The organism is Uliginosibacterium sp. TH139 (assembly GCF_002855595.1).
Classification (GTDB): Bacteria; Pseudomonadota; Gammaproteobacteria; order Burkholderiales; family Rhodocyclaceae; genus Uliginosibacterium; species Uliginosibacterium aquaticum.
This window is the reverse complement of the sequence record NZ_PKRR01000002.1, coordinates 720,162-746,871: the sequence shown is the minus strand read 5'-3', so window position 1 is coordinate 746,871 and position 26,710 is coordinate 720,162. Positions and strand designations below refer to the sequence as shown.

Here is a 26,710-nt window from a genome sequence, read left to right as displayed (position 1 = left end):
ACATCGGAGTGGTGGATACCCAAGACAAGCTGCACTACGTGCCGTTGTTTCCTGGGCTGAACATCATTACGGGCAAGTCTTCGACTGGCAAGAGTGCAATTCTTGAGGTCTTCGACTACTGCATTGGCAGCAGTGAAGACACCATCCCAGTCGGCAAGATCACCGAGCGTGCACAGACCTTTTTCACCGTTTTCCAGTTCCCAACCTATCTCCTGGTGGCTGCGCGTACTGTGAAATCAGAACGCTGTTTTCTTCTGGAGGTGAACGGTACCAATGCAGACCATCTGCTGAAGCAGATCGAGCAACCAAAGGCATTTTTTGATCTCAAACATTACATGCCATTGGCTGACTTCAAGAAGAGCTTGGGTCGCCACTTCGCCATAACCCTCGAAAACGTAGATGAAGATCCGTTCGTCAAAGTGGCTGGACGTAACAAATCTCCGACACCATCCGTTCGTAGCTTCTCATCGTTCATGCTCCAGCACCAAAACTTGGTGGCGAACAAGCATGCGATCTTCTATCGCTTCGACGAAAAGCGTAAGCGTGATCAGGCGATCGATCACTTCAAGATCCTAATGGGTCTTGTGGATGAAGAATATTTCGATATCCACAAGGAATTCGAGCTCGCGAAATACGAACTCAAGAAAATCCAGACGCAAATACCCAGACAGGTCAAGCGAAAAGAAACCACTATTGCTCTGTACAAACAGCATCTAGCCGAGTTCAAAGGGCTGGCGGGCTTTCCCTTAGTGGACGTCACTGCAGAAGAAATCTACGCAAAGGCCAAGACCTTCCTGAAGATCATCTCGGGCCGCTCAGTGAAGATCGACGTTTTATCCAATGAGACAGAGATACGCCGTGCGCATCTGGATGAGGAGCGTACCGCCGCGCTAATCGAGAAGCGTAAGGTTCAAGGCCAGTTACGACTAGTCAACGGTTCGATAACCTCGACAATTCAGTTTGGCCTTGAAATGGCCAAGGAAAATATTCCTAACTCAACGGAGCTGTCCCAAGCACATTGTCCTGTCTGCGAAGCCCAGACATATGTTCCAGGTGTAGAGGCTAACAAGCTGGTCAGCGCCATCGAATGGCTGAACGAAGAGCTGACGCTGTCTGCATATGCACGCGAAAGCTTTGCTGAAGAACGCCGCATGCTGCAGGAACAGCTCGATCGCATTAACGATCAGCTCAAGCGTATCCAAGCCGATTTCGCCCCCCTCGATGAGGAAATCGCAAAGCTCAAGACGTCCAAGTCAATCGACGAGCAAGCGATGAAGGCGAAGCTCAAGCTTGAACTCGCTATCCAGGAGCAGCTTGATAAGCCTGAATCCGAGCTGGCTGACTTGGAAAAGCATTGGACGGATGAAGTGAAACGACTGGGCGAACTAGTTGCTGACTACAATATCAAGGACAAGCTGAAAGCCCTTAGCAATGACATCGATTCTAAGATGTGCGAACTCGGAAACAATTTCGACTTCGAAGAAACCTACAAGCCGTCGGCTCTCCGTTTCGATCTGGAAACGTTTGATCTGTGGTACCAGCAGGATGCGGACACACGCATTTACCTCCGATCAATGGGCAGTGGTGCCAACTGGCTGTACTCGCATCTTGCGTTGTTCATGTCGTTGCACTACCAGTTTGCGGCCCGCTCTGAGCAGGACTGCAAGATTCCCCCTATTCTTTTCTTGGATCAGCCGACGCAGGTCTACTTTCCGGCATCTTTGGATGATGGAGATGCCTTTAATGCCAAGGAGTTGGCCAAGCAGGCGAAACGAGAAGGAAGATACGATGATGACATGCGCGCCGTGACGAATATGTTCACTCAGTTCGCCAAATTTTGTTCAGACACTGTAGGCAAAACAGGGGTAACTCCCCAGATTATCGTCTCGGATCATGCAGACAACCTTACGCTTGGGGAAGGCTATCAGTTTCAAGACTATGTTCGTGCTACTTGGCGCAATCGTGGTTTCATTGCCAACTCCTAATAGCGTGATACAGAGAAATACTTCCTGTCTGTCTGATGAGTTGCCCTTCGTTTACTAGATTTTTTACGGCAGCTTTCAATGTTAAAGCTGCCATCTTTCATTTGTATCGTGAATGACAGCTAAGGCCGAGCAGGAGAAGCCCGCCTCAGGCCATGAATGACCGCTACGCTCTGTTTCCTGCTGCTGACAGCTCATGAGGCCGAACGCCCGGATTGGGTCGGAAGCGGGCGGTGATGCGGATAAAGCCGGCCGTCCGCTCAGGCCGATGATCGGCCGAGGTACTGAACAAAGCGCAAGCGAGCCTGTAAAAGCATGACTAAACAAAAAGCCCACGACATCCGCCGTGGGCTTTTTGCTGGGAAGGGGCTGAAAGCCCGACAGACTTTATTTCAGCCCGACAGACTTTATTCCTGCCTAACATCTTCATCACCAGTTGGTTTCGCGTTCCGGTGTGGCTGAAATTTTATGGATGGACAAGTCTGCGCCATTAAATTCTTCTTCGGCGTCCAGGCGCAGGCCGGCGATTTTCTTGATCGTGCCGTACACGATGCCGCCGCCGATCACGGCGACTGCGATACCGGCCAGGGTGCCGATCAGCTGGGCCCAGAAGCTCACGCCGCCCGCACCGCCCAGCGCTTGCTGGCCGAAGATGCCGGCGGCGATGCCGCCCCAGGCGCCACACAGGCCGTGCAGGGGCCATACGCCGAGCACGTCGTCGATCTTCCAGCGGTTCTGAACCTGCGTAAACATGTAGACGAACAGCGCACCGGCCACGCCGCCCACGATCAGGGCGCCCAGCGGATGCATGATGTCCGAGCCGGCGCAGACGGCGACGAGGCCGGCGAGCGGGCCGTTATGCACGAAGCCCGGGTCGTTCTTGCCCATCACCAGCGCGGTGAGGGTGCCGCCGACCAGCGCCATCAGCGAGTTCACGGCGACGAGGCCGGTGATGGCTTCGAGCTTCTGGGCGCTCATCACGTTGAAGCCGAACCAGCCCACGGTGAGGATCCAGGCGCCAAGGGCGAGGAAGGGGATGCTTGAAGGCGGGTGGGCGGCGATGGCGCCATCCTTGTTGTAGCGGCCACGGCGTGCGCCGAGCAGCACCACGGCGACGAGGCCGATCCAGCCCCCTACGGCATGCACCACCACGCTGCCGGCGAAGTCGTGGAACTTGGCGCCCAGTGCGGCTTCGATGGCCGGCTGGATACCGAACTTGTCGGCCCATACGATGCCTTCGAAGAAGGGGTAGACGAAGCCCACCAGCATGAAGGTGGCGGCTAGCTGCGGCGAGAAGCGCGCGCGCTCGGCGATGCCGCCGGAGACGATGGCCGGGATGGCGGCGGCGAAGGTGAGCAGGAAGAAGAACTTCACCAGCTCGTAGCCACTATTGACCATCAGACTTTGCGCGCCGCTGAAGAAATGCACGCCGTAGGCGATGCCATAGCCGATGAAGAAGTAGGCGATCGTCGAGACACAGAAATCGACCAGGATCTTGACCAGGGCATTGACCTGGTTCTTGCGACGCACGGTGCCAAGCTCAAGAAAGGCGAAGCCAGCGTGCATGGCCAGCACCATGATGGCGCCCAGCAGCACGAAAAGCACGTTGGCGGAAGTTTGAAACTGCTCCATTTTGGACCTCGTATTGCACGGAAGTGCTGCTTAAAGCATGAACTGAGCCAGAGTTAATTTCTTCATTAATCAATGGCTTACTTGAACATGTCGAGCTGTGGATGCGCCATATATGTGCATACGCCTTTCGTTTATGCACGCAAGCGGTGCTTGTACATGCACCGCATGAGGCGGTGTCGATGCATTTGGTGCAAAGGGTTTTGCACTGCAGCGGGGCGTCTGCTGGCGGGGTGGGCCTGTGCTGGCGTCTGGGCCCCGCCGGCTGAAGCCGGCCCTACGAAAAGCCGCGTGTCTGTGCGCGTAGCCGTGCCTGTGGGGATGGTTTTGAGCTTGTAGGGCCGGCTTCAGCCGGCGAGGCCCAGGGTGGGCATGGGGCTGTGAGGCTCAAGCCGCACCTACGAAACTCTGTGTGCCTGTGGGCTCCAGGCTTGTGGCGGGTGGGATTTTGTAGGGCCGGCTTCATCTGGCGAGGCCCAGGGTGGAGCGGGGCTGTGCGGCAAAGCCGCAGCGACGGCAAGCCGCGTGCCCCTGACTCCGTTACATCCCGATGTATTGCGGGCCGCTGCCGCCTTCGGGCGGGTGCCAGAGCAGGCTGTGCTCTGGGTCGTTGAGCTCGCAGGCCTTGCAGTGCAGGCAGTTCTGGCTGGTGATGCGTACCGTGTCGCCCTCCCGCTCATACACGCCGGCCGGGCAGTAGCGGGCTTCGGGGGCAGCAAAGCGGATCACCCGCACGCTTTCCTGGGCCGGGGTGTTCTGGCGGCGCAGATGGGGCGGCTGGTCGTGCTCATGGCGGATGTTGGCGAGCATCAGGGAACTGTTGCGGTCGAAAGTCAGCACGCCGTCCGGCTTCAGCGGCGGGCGTGCTGGGTAGTCGCTTGCGGCGGCCATCTTGCTGCGCGCCGGGGCTGGGTGGCGTAGCGTCCAGGGCAGGCGCAGGCCGAGGGCTAGTAGCCACATTTCGACGCCGCAGAAGAGCGAACCGAGCACGGTGCCGAAGCGCGACAGCAGTGGCTTCACGTTGCGCGTGTCGTGCTGCTCGCGGCCGATCCAGGAGGCGGCCACGGCGGCCGGGAAATCCGCCAGCTCGTCATGCTCACGCCCGGCCTGCAGGGCGGCGGCGACCGCTTCGGCGGCGAGCATGCCGGACTTCATCGCGGTATGCGTGCCCTTGATGCGCAGCACATTGAGCAGGCCTGCCGCGCAGCCCAGCAGCAGGCCGCCCGGAAAGCTCAGGCGGGGCTGCGACTGCAGGCCGCCTTCGTTGATGCTGCGGGCGCCGTAGCCGAGGCGCTCGCCACCGGCGAGCAGGGCGGCGATGCGCGGGTGAGTCTTGAGGCGCTGGAGTTCGTCAAAGGGCGAGAGCTGCGGGTTGCGGTAGCCGAAGTGGGTGACCAGGCCGAGGGCGACCCGGTCTTCACCGTACTGGTAGAGGAACGCGCCGCCGCCGGCTTCCCCGCCCAGCGGCCAGCCCAGGAAGTGGCTGACGCTGCCAGCACGGTGGCGCTCGGCCGGGATCCGCCACAGCTCCTTGATGCCCAGACCGTAGTGGCTTTCGCCGACGCCTTCGCGCAGGCCGTAGCGGGCTTCGAGCTCGCGCGTGAGCGAGCCGCCGGCGCCTTCGGCGACCAGGGTGTAGCGGCCGTGGATTTCGATGCCGGGCGCAAAGCGGGTGCTTTCTTCGCCGGCTGCATTGCGGCCCATGTCGCCGCTGAGCACGCCGATCAGCGCGCCGGCCTCGTTGTAGCAGGGCGCGGCGGCGGCGAAGCCCGGGTAGAGCTCGACGCCGAGTGCCTCGGCCTGCGTGCCGAGCCAGCTGCACAGCTCGCCGAGGCTGCCAACGTAAAGGCCGCGATTGTCGATCTGTGGCGGCAGGCTCCAGTGCGGCGCGGGCAGGGCGTGCTGCGCGCTGAGCCAGACGACTTCATCCTCGCTGACCTGGGTCTGAAGCGGCGCGCCGAGCGTGCGCCAGTCCGGCAGGAGTTCATCCAGCGCGATGGGGTCGATCACCGCCCCGGAGAGGATGTGGGCGCCGATCTGGGCTCCTTTTTCGAGCACGCAGACAGAGATTTCCCGCCCGCCGCTGACGGCCAGCTGGCGCAGGCGGATCGCGGCGGCGAGGCCGGCGGGGCCGGCGCCGATGATGAGTACGTCGTATTCGATGAGGTCGCGGGTCATGGTAATTCTTCAGACAAGGGCGCGCGTTTGCAGTGTATTGAGATGGCTTCTCTGCTGAGACAGCCGGTCTATCGGCCGTGCTGATTCAGCAGCAGAGGAGGAGGCTCCGCTTCGGCGCTTGCTGTGCTCGCTCGCGAAGACTGATTTTTACCGCAGCTTGAATGGTTTATGGGTGCCCCAGCTCAAGCAGGAGCTTACAAGCGGCCAGTTTTGGCCGAATGGATTGGAAACGGTGCTGTGCTTGGGTGGAGGGGGGGGGCTTCGCAGGCGTCTATGTTGTACGTCTAGCGGTCGGTCTTGAGTTGCAGACGTTTGTGGATTCAGACCTCGCCTGGGGTCTCAAAGATCAGGGGCGGGAGCGCCGTGCTTTTGTCGCGTGGAAGGTCTTGGGCTCAGTACGCAACGGGCACAATGACGGCATCACGAAAGAGAGAAAAATACATGCGCATCCTGATCGCCACGATATTGTTTGGCCTAGCCAGTCTCCTTGTTGCTTGTAAGAGTAAAGCGCCAGAAGCCTTTTCAACCAACACGGAGGCCGAGGCCCTGATGCAGGTGGCCTTTCCCGGCTGGAAGAAAGACGCGCTGGTCGTTACCCAGGTCACCCAGCCCGACACGGATGCTTCGGGTGTGAAGCAGGAATTGCCGCTATGGGTGCAGGTCACGCCCGCCAAGGTCGCCACGCTGTCGGCCGACCGGGTGCTGCTGATTGTTGCCGGCACGCCCTCGGATGCGCAGGGCGCCAGTCAGGCCGGCCACTCCACGCCGGGCAATCTCGGGGCGTACTGGTTCGAGCGCCGTGAGGGCAGGTGGTATCTGGCGGGCTCGCAGCCGTCGTTTGCCTGGTCCGGCTTTTTCGGTGATCCGGGCGAGCTCACGCTGACCCCGCTCGGCAATGGCCAGCAGGCGCTGGGGGTCGTGAATGGCAGTTGCTGGCAGGGCATGTGCGGACGCTGGCTGAGCCTCTATGCGCTGGGCGCGCAGCGCGTGGATGCCCTGCTCGGCAGTGAGGAAGCGCTCATGATCGAATCCGATGCCAGTGGCGCCACGCCGGGCTGCCCGGATCTGGTGGCGGCCAAGCCCGGTTCGCAGCATCGCCTGAGCCTGGAGGATTACTCCACCAACTATGGCTGCTACAGCGTCAGTGGCACCTGGCAGATCCAGCCCGGCGGCAGCCAGCCCGGCGATCTGGTGATCAGTTTCACTGGCAAGCAGACGAGTGCCCAGGTCGTGCCGATCCAGGCGCCGGCGGCGCCTGCGAGTGCCCCGGCCAGCGAACCGCTGGAGGAGGGGGAGGCCCCGCCCAGCGAAGAGTATCTGGTGCAGGTTCAGGCGGTTCAGGCCCGCCTGATCTACCGCTTCAAGGACGGCCTCTACCGCCATGCGAGCGGTGACAATCCGGCGCCGGGCTTCTGAAGTCATGGCCGCGTTCGACATGAAGGATTGGCCGGCTCCGCAGGTGTTTGCCGTCGCGCTGCGTGAGCAGCTGGCCGCGCAGGCCGAGCCTTCGCGGGCCGCGCCGATGGCCGCCTACATGCAGCAGCGCTTCGCGTTTTTCGGGCTGCCGACACCGGCCCGGCGGGCGGCCGTCAAGCCGCTGCTGGCGAGCCTGGGCAAGGCGCCCGACCCGGACTGGCTGCTTGGCGTGGCGCAAGCCTTGTGGGCTTTTGATGAGCGCGAATGCCAGTATGTGGCGGTCGATCTGCTGGTGAAGTTCGCCGCTCGCCTGGAGGCGCGGCATGAGCCACAGCTGGCGGCATTGGTGCAGGCGAAGGCCTGGTGGGATTCGGTGGATCTGCTTGCGGCGCATGTGTATGGCGGGCTGTGCCGCCGGGCTCCGGCCTTGCGCGCGCGGCTGGATGGGTATGCCACGCACGAGGATATCTGGCTGCGCCGGGTGGCGATCCTGCATCAGCTGATGTATGCGGGCGATACGGATCGCGTGCGTCTTGCGGCCACGCTGGCGGCCAATCTGGATCAGACGGATTTTTTCATCCGCAAGGCCATGGGCTGGGCCCTGCGCCAGTTTGCGCGCACCGATCCGGCCTGGGTGCGGGCCTGGCTCGAGGCGCATGGCGGGCAGGTTTCCGGCCTCACCCGGCGGGAAGCGCTCAAGCGTCTGGGGTGAGCGCGGCGGCCTGAGCGTTCGTCGAGTTCGGCGGGCCACCGGTCTGATCCAGATCAAATCGAGATGTTTTTAACGAAATTTACATCTAGCCTCGCAGACGTTTTCAGACGGAGTGCGTGGCATGGATCGGATCATCCGCTTGGGCGGGGCCTTGCTGCTGACGACCCTGCTGGCGGCCTGTGGCGGCGGTGGGGGCGGCGGCAGCAGTAGTGGGGGGAGTGGCGCCGGGGGCAGCAGTGGAGGCGCAGCTTCCAGCACAGGCGCGGCCGCAGCTTCCTCTTCCAGCAAGCCCGGTGCGAGTGTGCCGGCACCGGCGCCCCTGGCGGCGGGGGAGGCTGCGCCGAGCGAGGCGGATGCCGTCCGCTTCCTGACCCAGGCGAGCTTCGGCCCCACCGTACGTGATCTCGCCGTGGTGCGCGGCAGCGGCTTCCGCAACTGGCTGGTGGCCCAGATGATGGCTGCCGGTGACAACTATTCGGCCTATTCGACAGCGGTTCATACCACCGGGCTGAAGGATTTCTGCGCCGAGTACGGCGCCTTCCCGAGCGAGTACTACCGCAAGAACTGCTGGCAGGAGTACTACTCGGCCGAACCCTTGTCGCGCGAGTTCTATGTCAGTGCGCTGAGCGGGGCCGACCAGCTGCGCCAGCGCGTGGCGCTCGCCCTGGGGCAGATCTTCGTCGTCTCGAATTCGGAGGTCAGTGGCACTTACGGTCTGCGCGATTATCACCAGATGCTGCTCGATCAGTCCTTCGGCAATGTGCGCGAGCTGCTCGGGGCGGTGAGCCGTAACCCGGCGATGGCGGACTACCTGAACCTGGTCAACAACGAGAAGGCGGCGCCCAACGAGAATTTCGCCCGCGAGCTGATGCAGCTGTTCTCGATCGGCCTGTGCGAGCTGACGGCCGACGGGCGTCTGGCGGGGGGGAGCTGCCGGCCGACTTACGACAACAACATCGTGCGCGAGGTGGCCTTCGCGCTCACCGGCTGGACTTATCCGGCCGGCGGTGTGAGCGCCTGGGGCAGTTCCGGCTGGAAGAACCCGACCTACTACCGCGGCCAGCTGCTGGCGGTGCCGGCCCAGCACGACACGGCCGAGCGCAGCCTGCCCGGCGGCGGCAAACTGGGGGGCGGGCATACGCCGGCCCAGGCCATGGACGCGGTGCTCAATGCCTTGTTCCAGCATCCCAATATCGCGCCCTTCATTGGTAAGCAGCTGATCCAGCATCTGGTGACCAGCAATCCTTCGCCCGCCTATGTCGGCCGGGTATCGCAGGCTTTTGCGAGCGGCACCGCCTTCGGTATCGGCAGCGGCCAGCGTGGTGACATGAAGGCCATCATCGCCGCCATCCTGCTCGACAGCGAGGCGCGCGGCGATAGCAAGAGCGCCACCGACTATGGTCGCCTGCGCGAGCCGGCGCAGTTCATCGCCGGCCTGCTGCGGGCCATGAATACCAGTTCGGATGGCGCCGGTTTCTACTACTGGTGGGGCGAGGAGTTTGGCCAGGCCATCTTCAATGCCAACTCCGTCTTCAATTTCTATCCGCCGGATTTCCCGCTGGCTGGCACCAGTCTCGTCGGCCCCGCTTTTGCCATCGAGAACCCCAACAGCACGCTGGCCCGCTACAACCTCTCGAACCGCATGCTGTACTGGAACGGCCTGGCGGCGGGCGGTTTTCCGGGCGCGAGCGGCAGCACTGCGGACATCAGCAGCTGGCTGCCGCTGGCTGATAACGCCAGCAGCCTGGTCAGCGAGATTGAGCGCCTGCTCGTCACCGGCGGCCTGCCGGCCGATATCCGCAGCGGCATCGTGGATGCCGTGGCCGCCTGGCCGGTCAGCACCACCAGCAGCGGCTGGCGCACCGAGCGGGTGCGCACGGCCTTCTACCTGATCCTTGCCAGCCCCGAATACCAGGTGCAGAGATGAATCGACGCCATATCCTCAAAACCATGCTCGGCGGCGGTGCCCTGAGCGCCCTTGGTGGCCTTGAGCTGCTGCTTGCCACGCCGGCTCAGGCTCAGACCAGCAGCGGCTATCGTGCGCTGGTGTGCATCGCGCTGTATGGCGGCAACGATGGCGCCAACATGATCGTGCCGCTCGATACGGCAGGCTACAACAGCTATGCCGCGGTGCGTGGCGCCCTGGCCATTCCCAAGGCCAGTCTGGTGCCGGTCGGCAGCAGCTACGGCCTGCATCCGGCGCTGTCGGCGCTGGCGCCGTACTGGACACAAGCCAAGCTGGCGCCGGTGTTCAATGTCGGCCCGCTGGCCAGACCGACGACGCGTGCTCAGCTGGTGGCCAAGACGGCGGTGCTGCCGGACAACCTCTTCTCCCATTCCGACCAGCAGAACCTGTGGGAGTCCGGCGGCGCCTCGGTGCTCGGGCGCACCGGCTGGGGCGGGCGCCTGATGGAGAGCCTGGGCAGCGATCCGGTGTTTGCGTTGGGCGATGCCGGGCGTCTGGGGATCGGCGCGGCGCGCAGCACCCTCGCACTGCCTGGCCCCGGGGCGGCGTTTGCGCCGGATGGAAGCTTCAGTGGCAATCACGCCAAGCGCCGTGCAATGCTCGACACGCTGGCCAATACCGCGCGCAGCAATCAGCTCGTGGCAGCCTTTGCCAATATCCAGAAGACGGCCCTCACGCGCAGCGCCAGCCTCGGCCCGGTGCTCAAGATCACCCCGGCCAACACCCCCTCGGACCCGCTCAACGCAGCCTTCGGCAATCTGCAGGGGATCTACAACAGCAGTATCGCCAAGCAGCTCTACCAGGTTGCCAAGCTCCTGCGCGAGCGCGCCTCGGTGGGTGGTTCGCGGCATGTGTATGTGGTGTCGCAGAGCGGCTATGACACCCACAACAGCCAGCTGGAGCGCCAGAACACCCTCTTCGCGCAACTTGCACCGGCGCTGGTCGCTTTTCAGACGGCGCTGGCCCAGCTGGGGCTGGAGAACAATGTGACGAGTTTCACCCTGTCGGACTTCGGCCGTACCCTCAAGCCCAATTCAAGTGGCGGCACCGATCATGGCTGGGGCAATCATCATCTGGTGCTGGGCGGGGCCGTGAAGGGCGGCCTGAGCTACGGCAGTTTCCCCGATCTGGCGCTGGGCGGGGCCGACGATTACGGCGTGAACAGCTGGGAGTGGCAGGGGCGCTGGATCCCCGGTACCTCGGTGGATCAGTATGTGGCTACGCTGGCGAGCTGGATGGGCCTGAGCACGACGCAGGTGAGCAGCATGCTGCCCAATCTGGCGCAGTTCGCCAGCGGCAACCTGGGGTTCGTCTGAGCCCCCGCCTGCAGCCTGCGAGCAAGGCTTTGCCGAGGGCGCTCAGCCCTCGGCGCGCTCCTGCAGCTGCAGGCGCCACATTCCTGCGTAGGCGCCATCGAGCGCCAGCAACTCGGTGTGGCTGCCGCGCTCGATGACCCGGCCGCCTTCCAGCACAGCGATCTGGTCGGCATTCATCACGGTAGACAGACGGTGCGCGATGATCAGCGCGGTGCGCCCCTGCGCGGCGGCTTCGAGCTGGGTCTGGATAGCCTGTTCGGTGCGTGAATCGAGCGCCGAGGTGGCTTCGTCGAAGATCAGGATCGAGGGGTTCTTGAGGAGCGTGCGGGCAATGGCCACGCGCTGCTTTTCGCCGCCGGAGAGCTTGAGGCCGCGCTCGCCCACCTTGGTGTCGTAGCCATCGGGCAGGGCGCTGATGAAGTCGTGCAGCTGGGCCGCACGGGCGGCGGCGATCACCTCTTCGCGGTGGGCGTCGGGGCGGCCGTACTGGATGTTGTAAAGGATGGTGTCATTGAACAGCACCGTATCCTGCGGCACGATGCCGATTGCCTGGCGCAGGCTGGCCTGGCGGATCTGGCGCAGATCCACTCCGTTGATGGTGATGGCACCAGCGGTGACATCGTAGAAGCGGAACAGCAGACGTGCGAGGGTGGATTTGCCGCCGCCGGAGTGGCCAACCACGGCCAGGGTATGACCAGCCGGCACCTCCAGTGAGACTTCATGCAGCACCGGGCGACGCGCATCGTAGGCAAAGCCGACCGCCTCGAATCGCAGCGTGTGCGGCCCGGCCGGCATGTCGATGGCGTCAGCGCGATCACGGATCTCGCGTTCGGTGCCGAGCAGGCCGAACATGCGTTCGATATCGGTGAGCGCCTGGCGGATCTCGCGGTACAGCACGCCAAGGAAGTTCAGCGGGGCATAGAGCTGGATCAGGAAGGCATTGACCAGCACGATGTCGCCGATGCTCATGTGGCCGGCGGCCACGCCACCTGCGGCCCGCCACATCATGGCGGTGACGCCGCTGGCGATGATCGCGGCCTGGCCCATGTTCAGGAATGACAGCGAGATCTGGTTGCGCACTGCCGCGCGGCTCCAGGCCGAGAGCTGGCCGTCGTAGCGGCCGGCCTCCCAGTCTTCATTGTTGAAGTACTTCACCGTCTCGTAGTTGAGCAGGCTGTCGATGGCGCGGGCGCTGGCGGCTGAGTCGAGCTCGTTGGCCTCGCGCCTCAGGGCGGTGCGCCAGTTGGTGACCTTGATGGTGTACAGGATGTAGGCGGTGAGCGTGGCCGCCGCAATCAGGGCGTAGGCCGCTTCGTACTTGTAGAGCAGGATGCCGATGACGAGTGCCACTTCGACCAGGGTCGGCAGGATGCTGTAGATCGCGAAGTTGATCAGGCTGCTGATCGAACGGTTGCCGCGCTCGATATCGCGCGTGAGTCCGCCGGTCTGGCGTTCCAGATGAAAGCGCAGGGACAGCGCATGGAGATGTCGGAACACCGTCAGCGCCACTGCTTGAACCGCGCCCTGGGTGACCCGCGCGAAGAGGATTTCACGCAGTTCGGTGAACAGCGAGGTCGAGAAGCGCAGCAGGCCGTAGGCCAGCAGCAGAGCCGCAGGAACCACGATGAAGGCTTGTGCGGGCGTGATCGCCAGACTGTCGATGATGCGTTTGAGCACCAGTGGCACCCATACGTTGGAGAGCTTGGCGGCAATCAGGCAGATCAGGGCCGCCCCCACCCGGTAGCGCCATTGCCACAAGTAGGGCAGGAGCTTGGCAAGGGTGGCGAGGGGGCGGAATTCGCCGGGCCTGGCGGGTTCGGGCAGAGCAGAGTTGGGAGGGCGGCGCATGGGCCGATTGTAGGGCAAAGCTGCGTAAAGCCGTTTCGTCCCGGGTGCCTGCTGCGGCACACTGCTGCTTTTGGCCGGGGCTGTCTGCCGTGTTGCGCATTCCGAAACACATCCTGGTGCCGATGATCGTTGCCTGTGCCCTGTTCATGGAGAACATGGACTCGACGGTGATCGCCACCTGCCTGCCCACCATTGCGCGGGATCTGCAGGAAGATCCGATCGCCCTGAAGCTGGCGCTGACCTCCTACCTGCTGAGCCTGGCGGTGTTTATCCCGATCAGTGGCTGGATGGCCGATCGCTTCGGCGCGCGCACGGTGTTCCGGGCGGCCATCGGCGTGTTCATGGGCGGTTCGGTGTGTTGTGCCTTGTCCGCTTCGCTGGAAGGATTTGTGGCCGCGCGCTTCCTGCAGGGCATGGGCGGCGCGATGATGGTGCCGGTGGGGCGGCTGGTGGTGCTGCGCAGCACCAGCAAGGCCGAGCTGGTGCAGGCCATGGCTTATCTGACCATGCCGGCCCTGCTGGGGCCGGTGATCGGCCCGCCGCTGGGCGGCTTCATCGCCACCTACTTTCATTGGCGCTGGATCTTCTTCATCAATATCCCGATCAGCATCCTGGGCCTCTACATGGCCGGGCGGCATATCGAGAACCTGCGCGAAGACGTCCCCCGGCCGCTCGACTGGAGTGGTTTCCTGCTCTCGGCGCTGGGCCTTTCCGCCTTGATGCTGGGCCTGGCCACGGCCGGGCGGCATCTGGTCTCGCTGCCCGTTTCGTTGGCCTGCATGGCTGCCGGAGCCGCGCTGATGGTGATCTATGTATGGCAGGCGCGTGCCAAGGCGTATCCGCTGCTGAGTCTGGACTTGCTGCGCATCGAGACTTTTCGCGCCGGGGTGGTCGGCGGCTTTTTCTTCCGCATCGGTATTGGCGCGATTCCCTTCCTGCTGCCCTTGTTCCTGCAACTGGGTTTCGGCCTGAATTCCTTTGAATCGGGTCTGCTGACCTGTGCTTCGGCGGCCGGGGCGCTGTCGATGAAAACCATTGCGGCGAAGATCCTGCAGCGCTTCGGCTTTCGCCGTGTGCTGATCGTCAACACCGCGCTGGCCTCCGTCTCATTACTCCTGATCGGGGCCTTCACGGCGCATACGCCACATGCCTTGATCATGGTGGTGCTGCTGGTCGGCGGCTGTTTCCGCTCTCTGCAGTTCACCAGCCTGAATGCGCTGTCCTATGCAGATGTGGAGACTGCGCAGATGAGCCAAGCCACCAGCCTCGCCAGCGTGGTGCAGCAACTGGCGGCGGGCATGGGGGTGACGGTGGGGGCATTTGCCCTGCAGGGGGCGATGAGTCTGCAGGGGCATCAGGCCACGCAGGCGGCGGATTTTCCGCCTGCCTTCGCTGTGGTGGCGCTGGTATCGCTGACGGCACTGCTGTGGCTTACGCGTTTGCCCGCCAGCGCCGGGGCGGTGCTGTCGGGGCACCGCCAGGCGGACAACTGAAAACCAGAATGCTTACTCGGTAGCAACCTTGCGCGAGCCGGTCATGATCTTGACCATCAGGGCGGTGGTGCGCTGGCTGGCCACGACCGGGGCGTAGGCATCCTTCATCAGCGAGATGGTGGTAGCCGAACCGCGGAACGGCGCGAACTTCACACCGGCCTTTTCGAGCTTGGACTTGAGCGCAGAGTCGGCCTGGGCACGCACCTTGGCGGCGTAGGCAGCGGACTCGATAGCGGATTGCTGCACGATGCCCTTTTCAGCGGTCGACAGGCTGCTCCAGCGCTGCTTGGAGATCAGCATCACGATCGGTTGAACCAGGTGGTAGCTGAAGGTGTAATAAGGCGCGATCTTGTAGTGCTCGGAGGTGTAGTAGGAGGTGAGGTCGTTCTCGGCCACGTCCAGCTCGCCTGCCTTGAAGGCTGCCGGCACCTTGTCGAAACCGATGGTGGAAGCTTCGGCGCCCAGGGCGGTGGCCATGGCGATCAGGTCCTGGCGCTTGGGCAGGCGGATCTTGAGGCCCTTGAAGTCCGATGCGTAGGAGAGTGACTTTTTGTTCGAGTAGAAGGAGCGGGCACCGCCGTCATACCAGGTCAGTGCGATATAGCCCTTCTCTTCCATCAGCACCTGCAGCTCCTTGCCGACTTCGCCATTGAGCGCACTCATCATGTGCTCGGGGTCACGGAACAGGAAGGGCAGGTTCAGAATGCGCATTTCAGGCACGTCGTCCTGCAGGGCGGAGGAGGTGAACAGCACCACGTCGACTTCGCCCTTGCTGAATTTCGGAATCACATCCTTCTGCTGGCCCATCTCTTCGCAGCAGATCACCTTGCCGCTGTGCTTGCCTTGCGAGTTCAGTTTGAGGCGATCGAAGAAATATTGCAGGCCTTGATGCTGCGGATAGTCGTCAGCTTCGCGCACCCACCCCTTGAGTTCGGCAGCGCCGGCGGCGAGCGAGCTGCAGGCGAGGGCTGCGGCGATCAGGATGCGGCGAAGAGGTGCTGAGGTCATGCGGGACTCCTGGAGTCGTTGTGGTTCAGGCCTGCCCGGATGGGCGGACTCAGATATTCTGGAAGGATGCCGCTGCCAGCGCCGCAGGGCAAGTCCGAGCGTCGTGCGAATGCAACAAAATAGAGCTATTCGCCGCTCTGGAGCTGACGAATGCCATCTTGCAGAAGGCGTGCTGCGATGCTCACCGGGGCTGGCAGCTGGGGCAGGCGGTCCAGCGAAAACCATTGTGCATCCTCGATTTCATCGGCCTGTGGGGTGATTTCGCCACCGGCATAGTCGGCATGAAAAGCCAGCATCAGCGATTGCGGGAAGGGCCAGGGCTGGCTGGCGAACCAGCGGATATTGGTGATGTAAATGCCGGTTTCTTCGAATACTTCACGGTTCAGGCAGCCCTCCACGCTCTCGCCTGCCTCAACGAAACCGGCCAGTGCGCTGTACATGCCGGGGCGGAAATGCGGCGAACGCGCCAGCAGCAGTTCCTTGCCCTTGCGCACTAGGCACATCACGGCCGGTGCGATCTGGGGGTAGCTGCGGTGGGTGCATACCGTGCACAGCTTGGCAGGCTCGGCCGGATCGATCAGGGTGGGCGCACCGCAGGCGCCGCAGAAGCGGCTGGCCCGATCCCAGCCGAGCAGGTGCTTGGCTCTTGCGGCCAGCATCCAGGTTTCATCCGCGATGAGGCCGAAGGCTGCGCGTGGATTGAGCGCCTGGACTTCTTCCGGCAGTGCCAGCTCGGCCGGCCAGCGGCGTGCGCGACACGGCCGCCCGCCTAGCTGGCCGAGCAGAAAGTCGCTCTCTGGCGGAGGCAGGGCGGCCAAGACGGCCGAGGCGGGCAGGGCGTGCTGGTGGTTCAGGAGCAGGTCTTCGCCGGCAAAGGCGAACTCGAAGGCTTCGCTGATTTCGCTCGGCGCGGCACTCAGATGGGGCAGGAAATCAGCGGGCCAATTCACGCAGGGACTCCGGGAGGGCCGACATCGGGGCAGCTGTCAGCATGCTGCAACGGGGGCTCATTATGCTGCATCGACCCCCGCCTCTGCCCGGAGAAACAGCATGGCCACCTCTCGCCGCACTCCTTCCCCCGCGTCTGCCGATACCGCCCGCACTGCGCTGATCATCAGTGGCGGCGCACCGAATGCGACCCTGGTCGCCGGTGCGCTGGTGGCCTTCCACGAACTGGGGCTCAAGTTCGATGTGATCTCCACGGCGGGGGCGGGCGCCTTGCTGGGCCTGATGTACTGCGCGCCAAAGAATGGCGATCCGGTCAGCACGCTGGCCGGGCTGAAGGAGATGGGCGTGGCTGACCCGCTCTACGAGGCCTTCCCGGTAAACTTCAAGGTCTTTAATAAGCCGGGCACGCTGGCCGATCTGTATCGCCGCGCGCTGGGTCTGAATCCCTTCATCCAGAAAATGATGGATTGGCCCGCCCAGACCCCACTGGCCCAGCTGGTGAAAGACTCCAGCGCGCTGATGCTGGCTTCAGCCTGCCCCAGCGACCTCAATCCGGAGTCGCTGGGCTTGTGCGCACATGTACCGTTTGCCGAAACGATCATTGATTTCGCCGCCGTGCCGCAGATCACGCCTGATTTCTGCGTGAATGCCTTCAACCTGCGCACGCGCCAGATGGAGAATTTCCGCAAGGACAAGCTTGGCCCGCCGCATCTGCAAGCCGCGTTGTCCTTCCCTTTCCTGTATCCACCGACCGAGCTGGATGGCGGGCTCTACATCGAAGGTGCTGCGCTGGATTGCCTGAACTTTCACGAGTTGTTGAGCCGCCATCCGCAGCTCGAAGAAGTGGTGGTGTTCGACATCCTCGGTGCAGATCGCTTGCTGCGTGCGCCCAAGAGTCTTTACGACGCCTGGGTGATGTCCATCCTCACCCCGCTGATCGAGATTGCGCGGGACGATCTGAAAATCTTCGAAGCCACGCATCTGGGCAAGTACCCTCAGCTGCAGCGGCCACACCGCGTGCCGCTGATCGATGACATCCCGGAAGCCGAATTGCCGGACGTGTTCGACTGGTCGCGCAGCAATCTCGAGCGTCTCTTCGACCTGGGCTTCGAATCGGCGGCGCGCTATGCACGCAGCCGGTTGGCGCATCTGGCCAGTTGAGGCATTCGTACGCGTATGGCGGGTGCGTTTGGTCACAATCTGCACACAGTGTGTGCAGTCCGCCACAATTGTTATCGGATCTTGCCCGCCCGGCCCCTCAAGGGAGATCGCCCCACGCCGTAGAACCCGCATGAGAACAAGTTTTCCGGAGAGATGCGCGTGAGCGGAGCACAGGCGGGCGTTGAAGCATGGGTCAATCGCATCAAGGAACGGGACATGCCGGTCTTCGGCCGCACGGTGCAGGAAGTGCGCAGTGTGACCGAAGACGACATGGCCTCCACCGCGCGCCTCTCGCGCGCCATCCTGCAGGATGCGGCCCTCACCACCAAGGTGCTCAAGCTCTCCAACAGCGTGATGTTCAATCCGTCACGGCAGAGCGTGAACACCATCAGCCGGGCCATCGTGGTGCTCGGTTTCGATCTGGTCGGCAACATCGTCCTCTCCATCCAGCTCATCGACGCACTTCTCGCCAGCGGTATGCGCGAACGCGTGGTGGCCGAGATGGCACGCTGTTTCCATGCCGCAGTGCAGGCCCGCACGGCCGCTCGGGCGCGCAGCAGCAAGGCCGCCGAGGAAGTCTTCATTGCCACTCTGCTTGGGCGGGTGGGAGAGATGGCCTTCTGGTGTTTTGGCGGCGAGCAGGCAGAGCAACTCGATGCCGCCATGAAGGCGCGCCCCGATGCCAAGCCCGAAGAGCTGCAGCTCGAAGTTCTGGGCTTTCGCCTCAACAGCCTCACCGCTGCGCTGGCGCGCGACTGGCACCTTGGCCCGATGGTGATTGCGGCGGCCCAGCCGCCGGCCAATCCGGATGCCAACGAAAAAGCCATCCTGCACGGCTATCGCCTGGCTCATGCTGTCGAGGGGGGCTGGGAAACCCCCGCTGCGCGCGCTGCGCTGGCGGAATACGCCGACTACATCGGCCTGCCGCTCAAGGACATCACCGAGGAGCTCACCGCCAATGCCGGTGAGGCCGCGCGCGTAGCCGCCCAGTTTGGCGCCGAAGAGGCTGCGCGCCTGATTCCGATGCCCAAGGGCGAGCTCGTCGATATCGATGCCGAAGTGGCCCAGATCAATGATCCCGCGCCGGATCCGATGCTGCAGCTCAAGATCCTGCGTGATCTTTCAATGCTGCTGGCCGGCAACCCGAGTCTCAATGACGTGCTGCAACTGGTGCTCGAAGGCATCTATCGCGGGCTTGGCATGAGTCGGGCGGTGTTTGCCCTGCAGACGGCGGATCGTGCCAAGGTGGTGGGCAAGGTGGCGCTGGGGCGCGATGCGGACAAGCTTGCCGCCCATTTCGCGTTTCCGCTCGATCAGCGCCCCGGCGAAATCATCAATCTGCTGTTTGCCAAGTCCGCGCCGATCTGGCTCAAGGGCGAGCCGGCGGCCGGCCTCAAGCTGGATCGCCTCGAAGCCGTCACCGGCCAGCGTGACTGCATGCTCGCTCCCATCGTGGCCGCCGGTCGCGTGATCGGTTTCTTCTACGCGGATCGCGCGCCGGCCAATCCGCCTGACGATGAAACCTGGCAAGGCTTTCTCCATTTCGCCCAGCAGGCCAGCCTGAGCTTCCAGCATGTGGCCTCGCGCGGGGCGGTGAAGAAGTAGCACCGCTGGGCCTTCGCCAAGAGGTGCGGTGCATCCGGCGTCCGATGCCGTAAAATCCGCGCTTCCCTCTAAGCATCCCAAGGAAGCGCCATGCCCGTGAACCTGCCATTGCCTGTTGCCGATCAACTCCTGCCGGTCGCCGGTCTACGCCTGGGCACGGCCGAAGCGGCAATCCGCAAGCTCAACCGCCGCGATCTTTCTCTGATCGAACTCGCGCCGGGCAGCCGCGTGGCCGGTGTGTTCACCCAGAACCGTTTCTGTGCTGCGCCGGTCACGGTGTGCAAGGAGCACCTGGCTTCCGGCTCGATCCGTGCGCTGGTTATCAACACCGGTATTGCGAATGCCGGCACTGGCGAACTGGGGATTGCCAATGCGCGCGCATCCTGTGACGCGGTAGCCGCTGCGCTGGGCGTGAGTGCCCGTGAAGTACTGCCTTTCTCTACCGGCGTGATTCTTGAACACCTCACCGTCGACAAGCTCATCGCGGGTCTGCCTGCCGCCAAGGCCGCACTCAAGGCGGACGGCTGGTATGAGGCCTGCCATGCCATCATGACCACCGACACCCAGCCCAAGTGCGCTTCGCGCCAACTGCAAATCGGCGGCAAGACGGTGACCCTCACCGGCATGAGCAAGGGCGCCGGCATGATCAAGCCGAACATGGCCACCATGCTTGGCTTCCTTGCCACCGATGCGGATGTCGCCCAGCCGCTGCTCGAGGCGCTGGTCAAGGAAGCCGCGGATCTCTCGTTCAATAGCATCACCGTCGATGGCGATACGTCCACCAACGACAGCTTCATTCTGATTGCCACCGGCGCTTCCGGCGCACCGGCGATCACCGATGCCGCCTCCGCTGATTACCAGGCGCTGCGCGCTGCGGTGATCGATCTCTCGATCTGGCTGGCGCAGGCCATCGTGCGCGACGGCGAAGGTGCCACCAAGTTCATGAGCATCGTCATCGAAGGCGGTAAGAGCCGCGAAGAATGCCGCCAGGTGGCTTATGCCGTGGCCCACTCGCCGCTGGTCAAGACCGCCTTCTTTGCCTCCGACCCCAACCTCGGCCGAATCCTCGCTGCCATCGGCTATGCCGGTGTGCTGGATCTGGATGTGAGCCGCCTGCGCGTGTGGCTCGGTGACGGCAAGGAAGAAGTGCTGGTGGCTGAGCAGGGCGGCCGCGCGGCGAGCTATGTCGAGGAAGCCGGCGCGCGCATCATGCAGAGCGCCGAGATCACCGTGCGCGCCGATCTGGCGCGTGGCGATGCGGCAGCCACGGTGTGGACCTGCGACTTCTCGTATGACTACGTCAAGATCAATGCGGATTACCGCTCGTGATTTTCGCCTGACCTCAGGGCAACAAAAAGCCCGCTCTGCAGAGCGGGCTTTTTGTTGCCCTGAGCTTTCGCCGTGTCAGGCATTGCGTGCGGCTCAAAGCCGGTTTTTGGTCGTCACTGCGGTGACGGTCTGTAGCCAACCTTCAAACAGTTTTCCGAAAGGATCGCGTGAGAGGTATTCGTGTTCGAGCACGAGATGCAGGTCCTTCGAATACACACGGCGCTCGCGCGTATAGGGTACGGCCCCTTCGCAAACCTGAAGATAGGTTTTCCCCTCGATATCCACAACCGTCACAGGCAGGCGGACGATCTGGCCGTTGATGCTTACATCACGCTCGCTGGCCGACGATCTGGCTTTGAATTCGCCGTCAAATCGGCACACATAAGCGCTTTCGTTGGAGGCCGGGCTTTCCCAATGGTTTTCGAAGGACCACTTCATGCCAGGCTTGAGTTCTGTTTTCGGCATCCAGTGTTCCACTGCGTCTGCCGGGATCGCTCTGCGTTCTCCCGTTTTGCTGATGGAGGCAATGACGGCGAGCTTCTTGTCCAGGACTTCAGCCGAACCATTCCCGTAGCGCAACAGAATCTCGCTAGCGGAGTCGGATTCGATGGCGTAGGAATAGGTCAGGGTGCGATTTTCAAGAACGGGCTCGGAGCCGGGGGCGTCCTGCACATATTTCCTGAAGGCGTTGCTGACCTGATCGCCGCTTTGCAAGGGGTCGGGCTTGCTGGGGGCCAGATCGGCCCAGACGGATGTACTCAGAATGCTCAGCGCGAGCATTGAAATAAGCCCCTTCATGCATGTCCCCTTGAATCATTTATTGGATTGAGCCGCGCATCATAGTTCAGCGCAGCGGACATGCAGGGCGCAGCACGATTTTTCCGGCCGGCTTCTGTTGCTCGGCTGCCAATTGCCTCCGGAGTTCCCTGCGAGCGCGCACACACCGTGCAGGGGAGCGGTCCGTGCCGGAGATGATGACGATCGGGTTCAATGAGGCGGACGGCGCGCCAGATCCGGCATGTCGAGCTGCCTGAGAGAACGGGGTTGTTGGCCCTTGTGGCAGGGCTTCTGGTGCCAGGGACATAGCGCAGGGGTGTGACGCCCTGCGCAAGGGCTTGTCAGGGAGCAGGCGTGAGCAGAGCGACTTTCTTGCCGGTCGAGATGGATGTGATGCTCAGCTGCTGGCTGGAGCCGAGCAATTTGCCATAAGAGCTCAGACTCAGTGAGCTGTGTTCCAGTACAAGGTCCAGGTCCCTGGAGTAGACGTAGCGCTCCTCCCTGTCGGAGCCTGATCCGACGCAGTTTCGGATATTCACCCTGCCACGCACCTCGACCACGATGACGGGCAGGCGGACGATGCTGCCGTTGATGTTCTGGTCGCGTTCGTCCGCAGAAGACTCCGCGTCATACTCGCCAAACCATTGGCACATTTTGGTGGAGTTCGAGGCCACCTGCTCATGGCGTTCAGAAAATGACCACTTCATGCCCGGCTTGAGTTCTGTGGTGGGCATCCAGTGCTTTACCGTCTCGGGGTCAATATCCTTGCGCTCCCCGTTCTTGTTGATCGTGGCGATCAGCGCGAGATCCTTGCCAAGGACCTCTGCAGCGCCGTTCCTGCTGCGGAATACGCGTTCGTCGCCGGCGCCTGACTCGATGGTGTAAGACGTGGAAGCGATTTTTTCCTCCAGCACGGGCTTCGATGTGGGGGTCTCCTGGGTGTATTTCTGCAGGCTGCGGGTGATCCGATCGCCATTCCGGATCGTGCTGACAGGCGTCGTGCCATCGGCGGCGCAGGCATTGGCGCACAGCAGACTCAGTGCGATTGCAGGGACTATCCGTTTCATTGCGTGCTCCGTGAATTGATCAGGGGAAATTTCGTCGGCGATGTTATGCCAGAAAGTTTTTCTGGCGGCACATATCTCCCGTTGGTTTGATCATTCAGGCCGACTATGCGCCCTGTGGTGATCGTGGTTGCTGTTCGACGCGCTCCAGGGGGGCGTCGAGGCAGGTCCCGGCAGTCCGTAGAAATTTCCGGTTTCCGGCGCTTCTTCCGCATGCTGAGGGTGTTGCTCCGCCCGCGCTGCGGCTATGCTGCGAGGTTCGCGGAGAACGCAGTCGCGGAATTGATTGCGCATTCCGGTTCCGGCCAAGGTGGGATTCTTGTGCGCGCTGGCCGGTGCTTCATTCAGGAGATGGTTTGGGCATGTCCTTGAGACAGAGATTGCTGCAGTGTTTCGGTCGCTGGATCGGGCGCGGCGCGGCTGTGGTCGCCGCGCCTCAGCCTGTGCCGTCAGGCCGGCGCCGTGAGGCGGAGGATTTCGCCCAGCTCAATCGCCTTGCCCCGCGCAAGGATGCGCCGGATACCCACAATGCCTTCGTGCGTCGCGAGGCGATCCTGTCGCGTGGCGGGCGCATCGCCGGCTACGAGTTCTCCTTGCTGACCAGTATGCAGGCCCGCATGAATCAGGAGCAGGAGCTGACTCGCCAGGCTTATGACGCGGCGCTGCTGACCCGGATGGCGTTGCAGGGCGTCCAGTCCTTGCTCGGCCGGCGCCTGGCCTTCATCCAGGTGGCGGTGGAGTCGCTCAGCAACTTGCGGATCAGCCAGTTGCCACCGAAGAACACCGTGCTCGTGGTGCATCTGGGCGCACACACGACGGAACTCGAGAGCCTGCCAGCACGTTTTGCACGGCTCAAAGAGGAGGGCTTCCTGGTAGGCCTGATGGCGGATGAGGATTTCGACATGGCGGGTCCGCTGCTGGAGCAGGTGGATTTCATCCAGATCAATGTCACCGCTTTCAACGGCATTGACCTGCGCACCGCAACGCGCGCCCTGCGCGCTGTGGCGAGACCGGGTGGGCGAGCATTGCGACTGGTGGCGCGCAATGTGCAGAGCTACGACGACTATCAGTTCTGCAGCAAATGCGGCTTTGATTTTTTCCAGGGGGCCTTCATCTCCAGTCGCGAGAGCCTGCGGCCGAGCAGCGCCAAGATCAATCGCATGGTCTTGCTGCCGATCCTGAACATGGTGATGAGCGACCGGAGCTTCGGCGAAATCGCGGATCAGCTCTCCAGCGAGCCGACCATGAGTTACAAGCTGCTGCGCTACCTGAACTCGGCGGCCATGGGCTTGCAGAAGCCGATCGACAATCTGACAGAGGCGCTGGTGCTGATCGGGCGGGAGAAGTTCTACCGCTGGACGTCACTGCTGCTCTTCGATTTCGCCGAGCCGGATTATCAGCAGCGCTTGCTGGCCGAACGAGCGCTCACGCGCGGGCGTACGCTTGAGCTGATGGCGGGTAAGGGCCTGATTCCGGAGGATGCTGGCAAGCTTTTCCTGGTGGGCCTGTTTTCCCTGCTTGACGAGGCACTCGGGCGATCACTGCCGGAGTTGCTGGCGCAGGCGGCGCTGCCGGAGGCCGTGCGTGATGCACTGCTGGGCAAGCCGGGGCCCTATGCGGATGCGCTGAATCTGGTGGTGCTGGGTGAGGCTAATTCGAGCACCCGCCTAGTACAGATCGCCGAGGCCGTGCAGCGTTGCGGCATCGACTACACCGACTTCATGCCGGCGGCGGCGCAGGCGCTGGTATGGGCCAACCAGATGCTGGCTGGAGAGGAGACCGAGGCGGCAGGGGGCGACTTGCTCTGAGTGCCTGTTGTGATGGTGCTTCAGGCTTTCGTCTGTTGTGCATGCGCAGGCCACGGAGGAGAGAGATGAAGAAAGGTCTTGTCAGCACGTTCCTTGTACTCACCGTGAGTGCGGGGGCGCTGGCCGCCGAGTTCGGCTCGCGTGGCGGCCCGGAGCCGGTCAATATCGATGCGGTGGCGCAGGCCTTGCAGCAGGATCCGTATGACATGGAGCTGCTGATCAGCTACGGCACCTCCAAGGGCGGCTCGGCGGGTCATCTGGCTTTGTCGATTCGAGATAAGGCCTCTGGTGACGAGTTCGTGCATTCGGCGAACTTCTATGCCGACCGTTCGGAAGCACATGCGCGCGGCGTCTACAACGCCGAGCTGATGACCCGGATCCCGAAGATGGAGTATCTGTTTCGCACTTCATCCTCGCTCGGCGAAACGGCCTCCTTCGGGCTGGATTTCGGCGAGATCTACAAGCGTTCGGTACTGGGGATCCGCGTGTATGGCGTGCCCGAGCGTGAGAAGGCCGAACTGGAAGCCTTCTTTCGCGAATTGAATGCCGACTTCCAGCGCCAGGCGACGGACACGCGCTATCACTCGGGCGAGGTGCGTTACGGTTATCTGGATCTGAACTGTGCCAAGACCATCGGCAGCGCTTTCCGCTACGGCGCCGGCTATGCCGGGCTCGAGGTGCTGAACGGCCCCTATTTCTCCTGGCGACTACTCAAGAAGGCGTTGCGGGCCAATATCCCGACCGAGATGGCACTGAAGATCATGCGCGAATGGCAGGCGCGCGGCTATGCGATGGATGTGGTGCTGTACCGCAAGTACGCAGCTTCCAGTTACATGGATCCGCACGACGAAGAGCCCGTGGCTTTCAAGGATCTGCCGAACCGCTTTCCTTCGGTACTGTCGCGTGACTTCCGCCGCGAGTCCGGGCGTTACGAGGATTACGACAATCTCTTCGCAGCCTATCTGTTCTACAACCTGGGCAAGTACCGGGTGAGCCTTGATCCGGCCAGTCAGCGTCTGCAACTGGAGCAGCTGAAGGCGCCGATGCCCTATGCGCTGGCGGAGGCCTGGGCGAAAAAGCATGCTAAGACGGACCATCTGAAGTTGCAGCGCGGGCTGCCGGAGCCGCTTCAGGGAAGGCCGGTCGAAGAGTAAGGCGCCGCCGACAGGCCCGCCCGGCGGCGCTCAGCATCGGCTGCGCGCCTACTCCCTCATGAATTCCCGCTCCCGGCGGCGGCGGCTTCCCGCAGCTTGTCCTTTTTGCTCTTTCGCTTGCCCTTGATGCCGCCTGAGCCTGCGCCGGGCTGGGGTGTTTCGGTAGGCTCGAAGCCTTCGATGAATTCGCGTTCCAGGCGAATGCCGATACGTTTTTCGATCAGGCGGAAGTGGGCTTCGGTGGCGGCGCTGATGAAGCTGATGGCGAGCCCGGGCTCACCGGCACGGCCAGTGCGGCCAATGCGATGGGCATAGTCGGTGGCGGCACGCGGCAGATCGTAGTTAATCACCACTGGCAGGCGGGCGATATCCAGCCCACGTGCGGCCACATCGGTGGCGACCAGCACATGCAGGCGTTCGGCCTTGAAATCAGCCAGCACTTCGCTGCGCGCGCCCTGGCTCAGCTCGCCGTGCAGCGGTGCGGCCTGGATGCCGCGGCGGGCGAGTTTGCTGGCCACCAGATCGCAGGCGTACTGGGTGGCGACGAAAACGAGCACGCGCGTCCAGCCTTCCTGGCGGATCAGGTGCAGCAGAAGCGCCGTGCGGCTTTTTTCATCCACGGTGAGGGCATGCTGGTCGATCTCGGGTTCGCCGGCCGCTTCTGCGATGCGCGTGGGGGTGCGCAGCAGGGTTGCGGCCAGCGCTTCGACGCCCGGCGGCAGGGTGGCGGAGAAGAGCAGGCTCTGACGTTGGGCCGGCAGCAGGGCGAGGATGCGCTGCAACTCGTCGGCAAAGCCGGCGTCGAGCAGGCGGTCGGCCTCATCGAGTACCAGGGTGCTTAACCGGTTGATGCTGACGGCATTGTGGTCGATGAGATCCAGCAAACGCCCGGGCGTGGCTACGAGAATATCGGCACCGCCGCGCAGCGCCATCATCTGCGGGTTCAGCGAGACGCCGCCGAAGGCCACCACCACCTTGACCGGTTCGGCCAGATGGCGGGCGAGATCCTTGAGGGTTTCACCGCTCTGGATGGCCAGCTCACGGGTGGGGGCGAGGATCAGCGCGTGGGTGCGCCGTGCGGCACCATAGATGGATTTGCGTGGCAGATCGGCGAGCTGCTGCAGGATCGGCAAGCCAAAGGCGAGGCTCTTGCCCGAGCCGGTGGGCGCCGAGCCGAGAATGTCTTCACCGCGCAGGGCGGCTGGAATGGCGGCAGCCTGAATGGCGGTGGGGCTGGTGAATTCACGCTCGGCGAGCGCGTTCAGCAGGGCGGGGGCAAGGCCGAGGTGGGCAAAGGGCATCGGGGCGCTACGGTG

The 26,710-nt window shown here is 63.0% G+C and carries 19 protein-coding genes; 11 read left to right on the top strand and 8 right to left on the bottom strand.

The annotated features are described in order from the left end of the window. The first annotated feature begins 11 nt into the window (after window positions 1–11). Window positions 12–1,985, top strand: coding sequence for a DUF3732 domain-containing protein (locus C0V76_RS06945; protein ID WP_216821670.1), 1,974 nt, complete (start codon window positions 12–14; stop codon window positions 1,983–1,985). A 426-nt stretch (window positions 1,986–2,411) separates the two neighbouring features. Here the strand turns inward: C0V76_RS06945 and C0V76_RS06940 are convergent, their stop codons facing one another. Together C0V76_RS06940 and C0V76_RS06935 are read right to left on the bottom strand one after the other, a co-directional pair. Beyond that, on the bottom strand, window positions 2,412–3,614 hold the full coding sequence (locus C0V76_RS06940) for an ammonium transporter (protein ID WP_101941628.1): 1,203 nt from the start codon (window positions 3,612–3,614) through the stop codon (window positions 2,412–2,414). A 537-nt stretch (window positions 3,615–4,151) separates the two neighbouring features. Next, window positions 4,152–5,789 carry an electron-transfer flavoprotein:ubiquinone oxidoreductase gene (locus C0V76_RS06935; RefSeq protein ID WP_101941627.1) on the bottom strand — a complete coding sequence of 546 codons (1,638 nt, stop codon included), beginning with the start codon at window positions 5,787–5,789 and terminating at the stop codon, window positions 4,152–4,154. Between the two features lie 441 nt (window positions 5,790–6,230). On the opposite strand from C0V76_RS06935, the gene C0V76_RS06930 reads away from it, so the two are divergent. The 4 genes from C0V76_RS06930 to C0V76_RS06915 all read left to right on the top strand — a co-directional run bounded on the left by C0V76_RS06930 (window position 6,231) and on the right by C0V76_RS06915 (window position 11,199). Beyond that, on the top strand, window positions 6,231–7,205 hold the full coding sequence (locus C0V76_RS06930) for a hypothetical protein (protein WP_101941626.1): 975 nt from the start codon (window positions 6,231–6,233) through the stop codon (window positions 7,203–7,205). Window positions 7,206–7,209: 4 nt separating this feature from the next. Then, the gene (locus tag C0V76_RS06925) at window positions 7,210–7,917 is read left to right on the top strand and encodes a DNA alkylation repair protein (RefSeq protein WP_216821669.1); all 708 of its coding nucleotides are present in this window, start codon (window positions 7,210–7,212) and stop codon (window positions 7,915–7,917) included. Window positions 7,918–8,038: 121 nt separating this feature from the next. Then, on the top strand, window positions 8,039–9,844 hold the full coding sequence (locus tag C0V76_RS06920; RefSeq protein WP_101941625.1) for a DUF1800 family protein: 1,806 nt from the start codon (window positions 8,039–8,041) through the stop codon (window positions 9,842–9,844). Further along, window positions 9,841–11,199, top strand: coding sequence for a DUF1501 domain-containing protein (locus C0V76_RS06915; RefSeq protein ID WP_101941624.1), 1,359 nt, complete (start codon window positions 9,841–9,843; stop codon window positions 11,197–11,199). Before C0V76_RS06920 ends, C0V76_RS06915 begins: the two co-directional genes overlap by 4 nt. A gap of 42 nt (window positions 11,200–11,241) precedes the next feature. Here the strand turns inward: C0V76_RS06915 and C0V76_RS06910 are convergent, their stop codons facing one another. Further along, on the bottom strand, window positions 11,242–13,047 hold the full coding sequence (locus tag C0V76_RS06910) for an ABC transporter ATP-binding protein/permease (protein ID WP_101941623.1): 1,806 nt from the start codon (window positions 13,045–13,047) through the stop codon (window positions 11,242–11,244). Between the two features lie 89 nt (window positions 13,048–13,136). Between C0V76_RS06910 and C0V76_RS06905 the strand changes: the two genes are divergently transcribed. Beyond that, on the top strand, window positions 13,137–14,540 hold the full coding sequence (locus C0V76_RS06905) for an MFS transporter (RefSeq protein ID WP_216821668.1): 1,404 nt from the start codon (window positions 13,137–13,139) through the stop codon (window positions 14,538–14,540). 12 nt (window positions 14,541–14,552) lie between these two features. Here the strand turns inward: C0V76_RS06905 and dctP are convergent, their stop codons facing one another. Both dctP and nudC read right to left on the bottom strand, forming a co-directional pair. After that, on the bottom strand, window positions 14,553–15,548 hold the full coding sequence (gene dctP / locus C0V76_RS06900) for a TRAP transporter substrate-binding protein DctP (protein ID WP_158239166.1): 996 nt from the start codon (window positions 15,546–15,548) through the stop codon (window positions 14,553–14,555). A 125-nt stretch (window positions 15,549–15,673) separates the two neighbouring features. Next, window positions 15,674–16,498, bottom strand: a complete 825-nt coding sequence (gene nudC, locus C0V76_RS06895) for an NAD(+) diphosphatase (protein ID WP_254048200.1) — start codon at window positions 16,496–16,498, stop codon at window positions 15,674–15,676. Between the two features lie 100 nt (window positions 16,499–16,598). Here nudC and C0V76_RS06890 point away from each other — a divergent pair, with 100 nt between their 5' ends. The 3 genes from C0V76_RS06890 (at window position 16,599) to argJ (ending at window position 20,591) form a co-directional block, all read left to right on the top strand. After that, complete coding sequence (locus tag C0V76_RS06890) at window positions 16,599–17,657, top strand: patatin-like phospholipase family protein (protein ID WP_101941621.1); 1,059 nt, start codon at window positions 16,599–16,601, stop codon at window positions 17,655–17,657. Window positions 17,658–17,816: 159 nt separating this feature from the next. Further along, window positions 17,817–19,262 (top strand): HDOD domain-containing protein, encoded by a 1,446-nt coding sequence (locus C0V76_RS06885; protein WP_158239165.1) that lies wholly within the window; start codon window positions 17,817–17,819, stop codon window positions 19,260–19,262. Window positions 19,263–19,352: 90 nt separating this feature from the next. Further along, window positions 19,353–20,591, top strand: a complete 1,239-nt coding sequence (argJ, locus tag C0V76_RS06880) for a bifunctional glutamate N-acetyltransferase/amino-acid acetyltransferase ArgJ (RefSeq protein WP_101941619.1) — start codon at window positions 19,353–19,355, stop codon at window positions 20,589–20,591. A gap of 93 nt (window positions 20,592–20,684) precedes the next feature. Here argJ and C0V76_RS06875 read toward each other — a convergent pair whose 3' ends face one another. After that, complete coding sequence (locus C0V76_RS06875) at window positions 20,685–21,371, bottom strand: hypothetical protein (protein WP_101941618.1); 687 nt, start codon at window positions 21,369–21,371, stop codon at window positions 20,685–20,687. A gap of 338 nt (window positions 21,372–21,709) precedes the next feature. Beyond that, window positions 21,710–22,435: a hypothetical protein gene (locus C0V76_RS06870; protein WP_101941617.1), complete on the bottom strand. Its 726-nt coding sequence runs from the start codon at window positions 22,433–22,435 to the stop codon at window positions 21,710–21,712. A gap of 359 nt (window positions 22,436–22,794) precedes the next feature. On the opposite strand from C0V76_RS06870, the gene C0V76_RS06865 reads away from it, so the two are divergent. Next, the gene (locus tag C0V76_RS06865; protein WP_101941616.1) at window positions 22,795–24,240 is read left to right on the top strand and encodes an EAL and HDOD domain-containing protein; all 1,446 of its coding nucleotides are present in this window, start codon (window positions 22,795–22,797) and stop codon (window positions 24,238–24,240) included. 65 nt (window positions 24,241–24,305) lie between these two features. Then, the gene (locus C0V76_RS06860; RefSeq protein ID WP_101941615.1) at window positions 24,306–25,394 is read left to right on the top strand and encodes a hypothetical protein; all 1,089 of its coding nucleotides are present in this window, start codon (window positions 24,306–24,308) and stop codon (window positions 25,392–25,394) included. Window positions 25,395–25,450: 56 nt separating this feature from the next. Here C0V76_RS06860 and C0V76_RS06855 read toward each other — a convergent pair whose 3' ends face one another. Continuing rightward, window positions 25,451–26,695 carry a DEAD/DEAH box helicase gene (locus tag C0V76_RS06855; protein WP_101941614.1) on the bottom strand — a complete coding sequence of 415 codons (1,245 nt, stop codon included), beginning with the start codon at window positions 26,693–26,695 and terminating at the stop codon, window positions 25,451–25,453. Between the last annotated feature and the right edge of the window lie 15 nt (window positions 26,696–26,710).

Excerpts from the sequence above, each read along its gene's own strand:
- C0V76_RS06940 (WP_101941628.1), bottom strand. The coding sequence starts at position 3,614 with ATGGAGCAGTTTCAAACTTCCGCCAACGTGCTTTTCGTGCTGCTGGGC.
- C0V76_RS06935 (WP_101941627.1), bottom strand. The coding sequence starts at position 5,789 with ATGACCCGCGACCTCATCGAATACGACGTACTCATCATCGGCGCCGGC.
- C0V76_RS06930 (WP_101941626.1), top strand. The coding sequence starts at position 6,231 with ATGCGCATCCTGATCGCCACGATATTGTTTGGCCTAGCCAGTCTCCTT.
- C0V76_RS06925 (WP_216821669.1), top strand. The coding sequence starts at position 7,210 with ATGGCCGCGTTCGACATGAAGGATTGGCCGGCTCCGCAGGTGTTTGCC.
- C0V76_RS06920 (WP_101941625.1), top strand. The coding sequence starts at position 8,039 with ATGGATCGGATCATCCGCTTGGGCGGGGCCTTGCTGCTGACGACCCTG.
- C0V76_RS06915 (WP_101941624.1), top strand. The coding sequence starts at position 9,841 with ATGAATCGACGCCATATCCTCAAAACCATGCTCGGCGGCGGTGCCCTG.
- C0V76_RS06910 (WP_101941623.1), bottom strand. The coding sequence starts at position 13,047 with ATGCGCCGCCCTCCCAACTCTGCTCTGCCCGAACCCGCCAGGCCCGGC.
- dctP (WP_158239166.1), bottom strand. The coding sequence starts at position 15,548 with ATGACCTCAGCACCTCTTCGCCGCATCCTGATCGCCGCAGCCCTCGCC.
- C0V76_RS06890 (WP_101941621.1), top strand. The coding sequence starts at position 16,599 with ATGGCCACCTCTCGCCGCACTCCTTCCCCCGCGTCTGCCGATACCGCC.
- argJ (WP_101941619.1), top strand. The coding sequence starts at position 19,353 with ATGCCCGTGAACCTGCCATTGCCTGTTGCCGATCAACTCCTGCCGGTC.
- C0V76_RS06875 (WP_101941618.1), bottom strand. The coding sequence starts at position 21,371 with ATGCTCGCGCTGAGCATTCTGAGTACATCCGTCTGGGCCGATCTGGCC.
- C0V76_RS06870 (WP_101941617.1), bottom strand. The coding sequence starts at position 22,435 with ATGAAACGGATAGTCCCTGCAATCGCACTGAGTCTGCTGTGCGCCAAT.
- C0V76_RS06865 (WP_101941616.1), top strand. The coding sequence starts at position 22,795 with ATGTCCTTGAGACAGAGATTGCTGCAGTGTTTCGGTCGCTGGATCGGG.
- C0V76_RS06860 (WP_101941615.1), top strand. The coding sequence starts at position 24,306 with ATGAAGAAAGGTCTTGTCAGCACGTTCCTTGTACTCACCGTGAGTGCG.
- C0V76_RS06855 (WP_101941614.1), bottom strand. The coding sequence starts at position 26,695 with ATGCCCTTTGCCCACCTCGGCCTTGCCCCCGCCCTGCTGAACGCGCTC.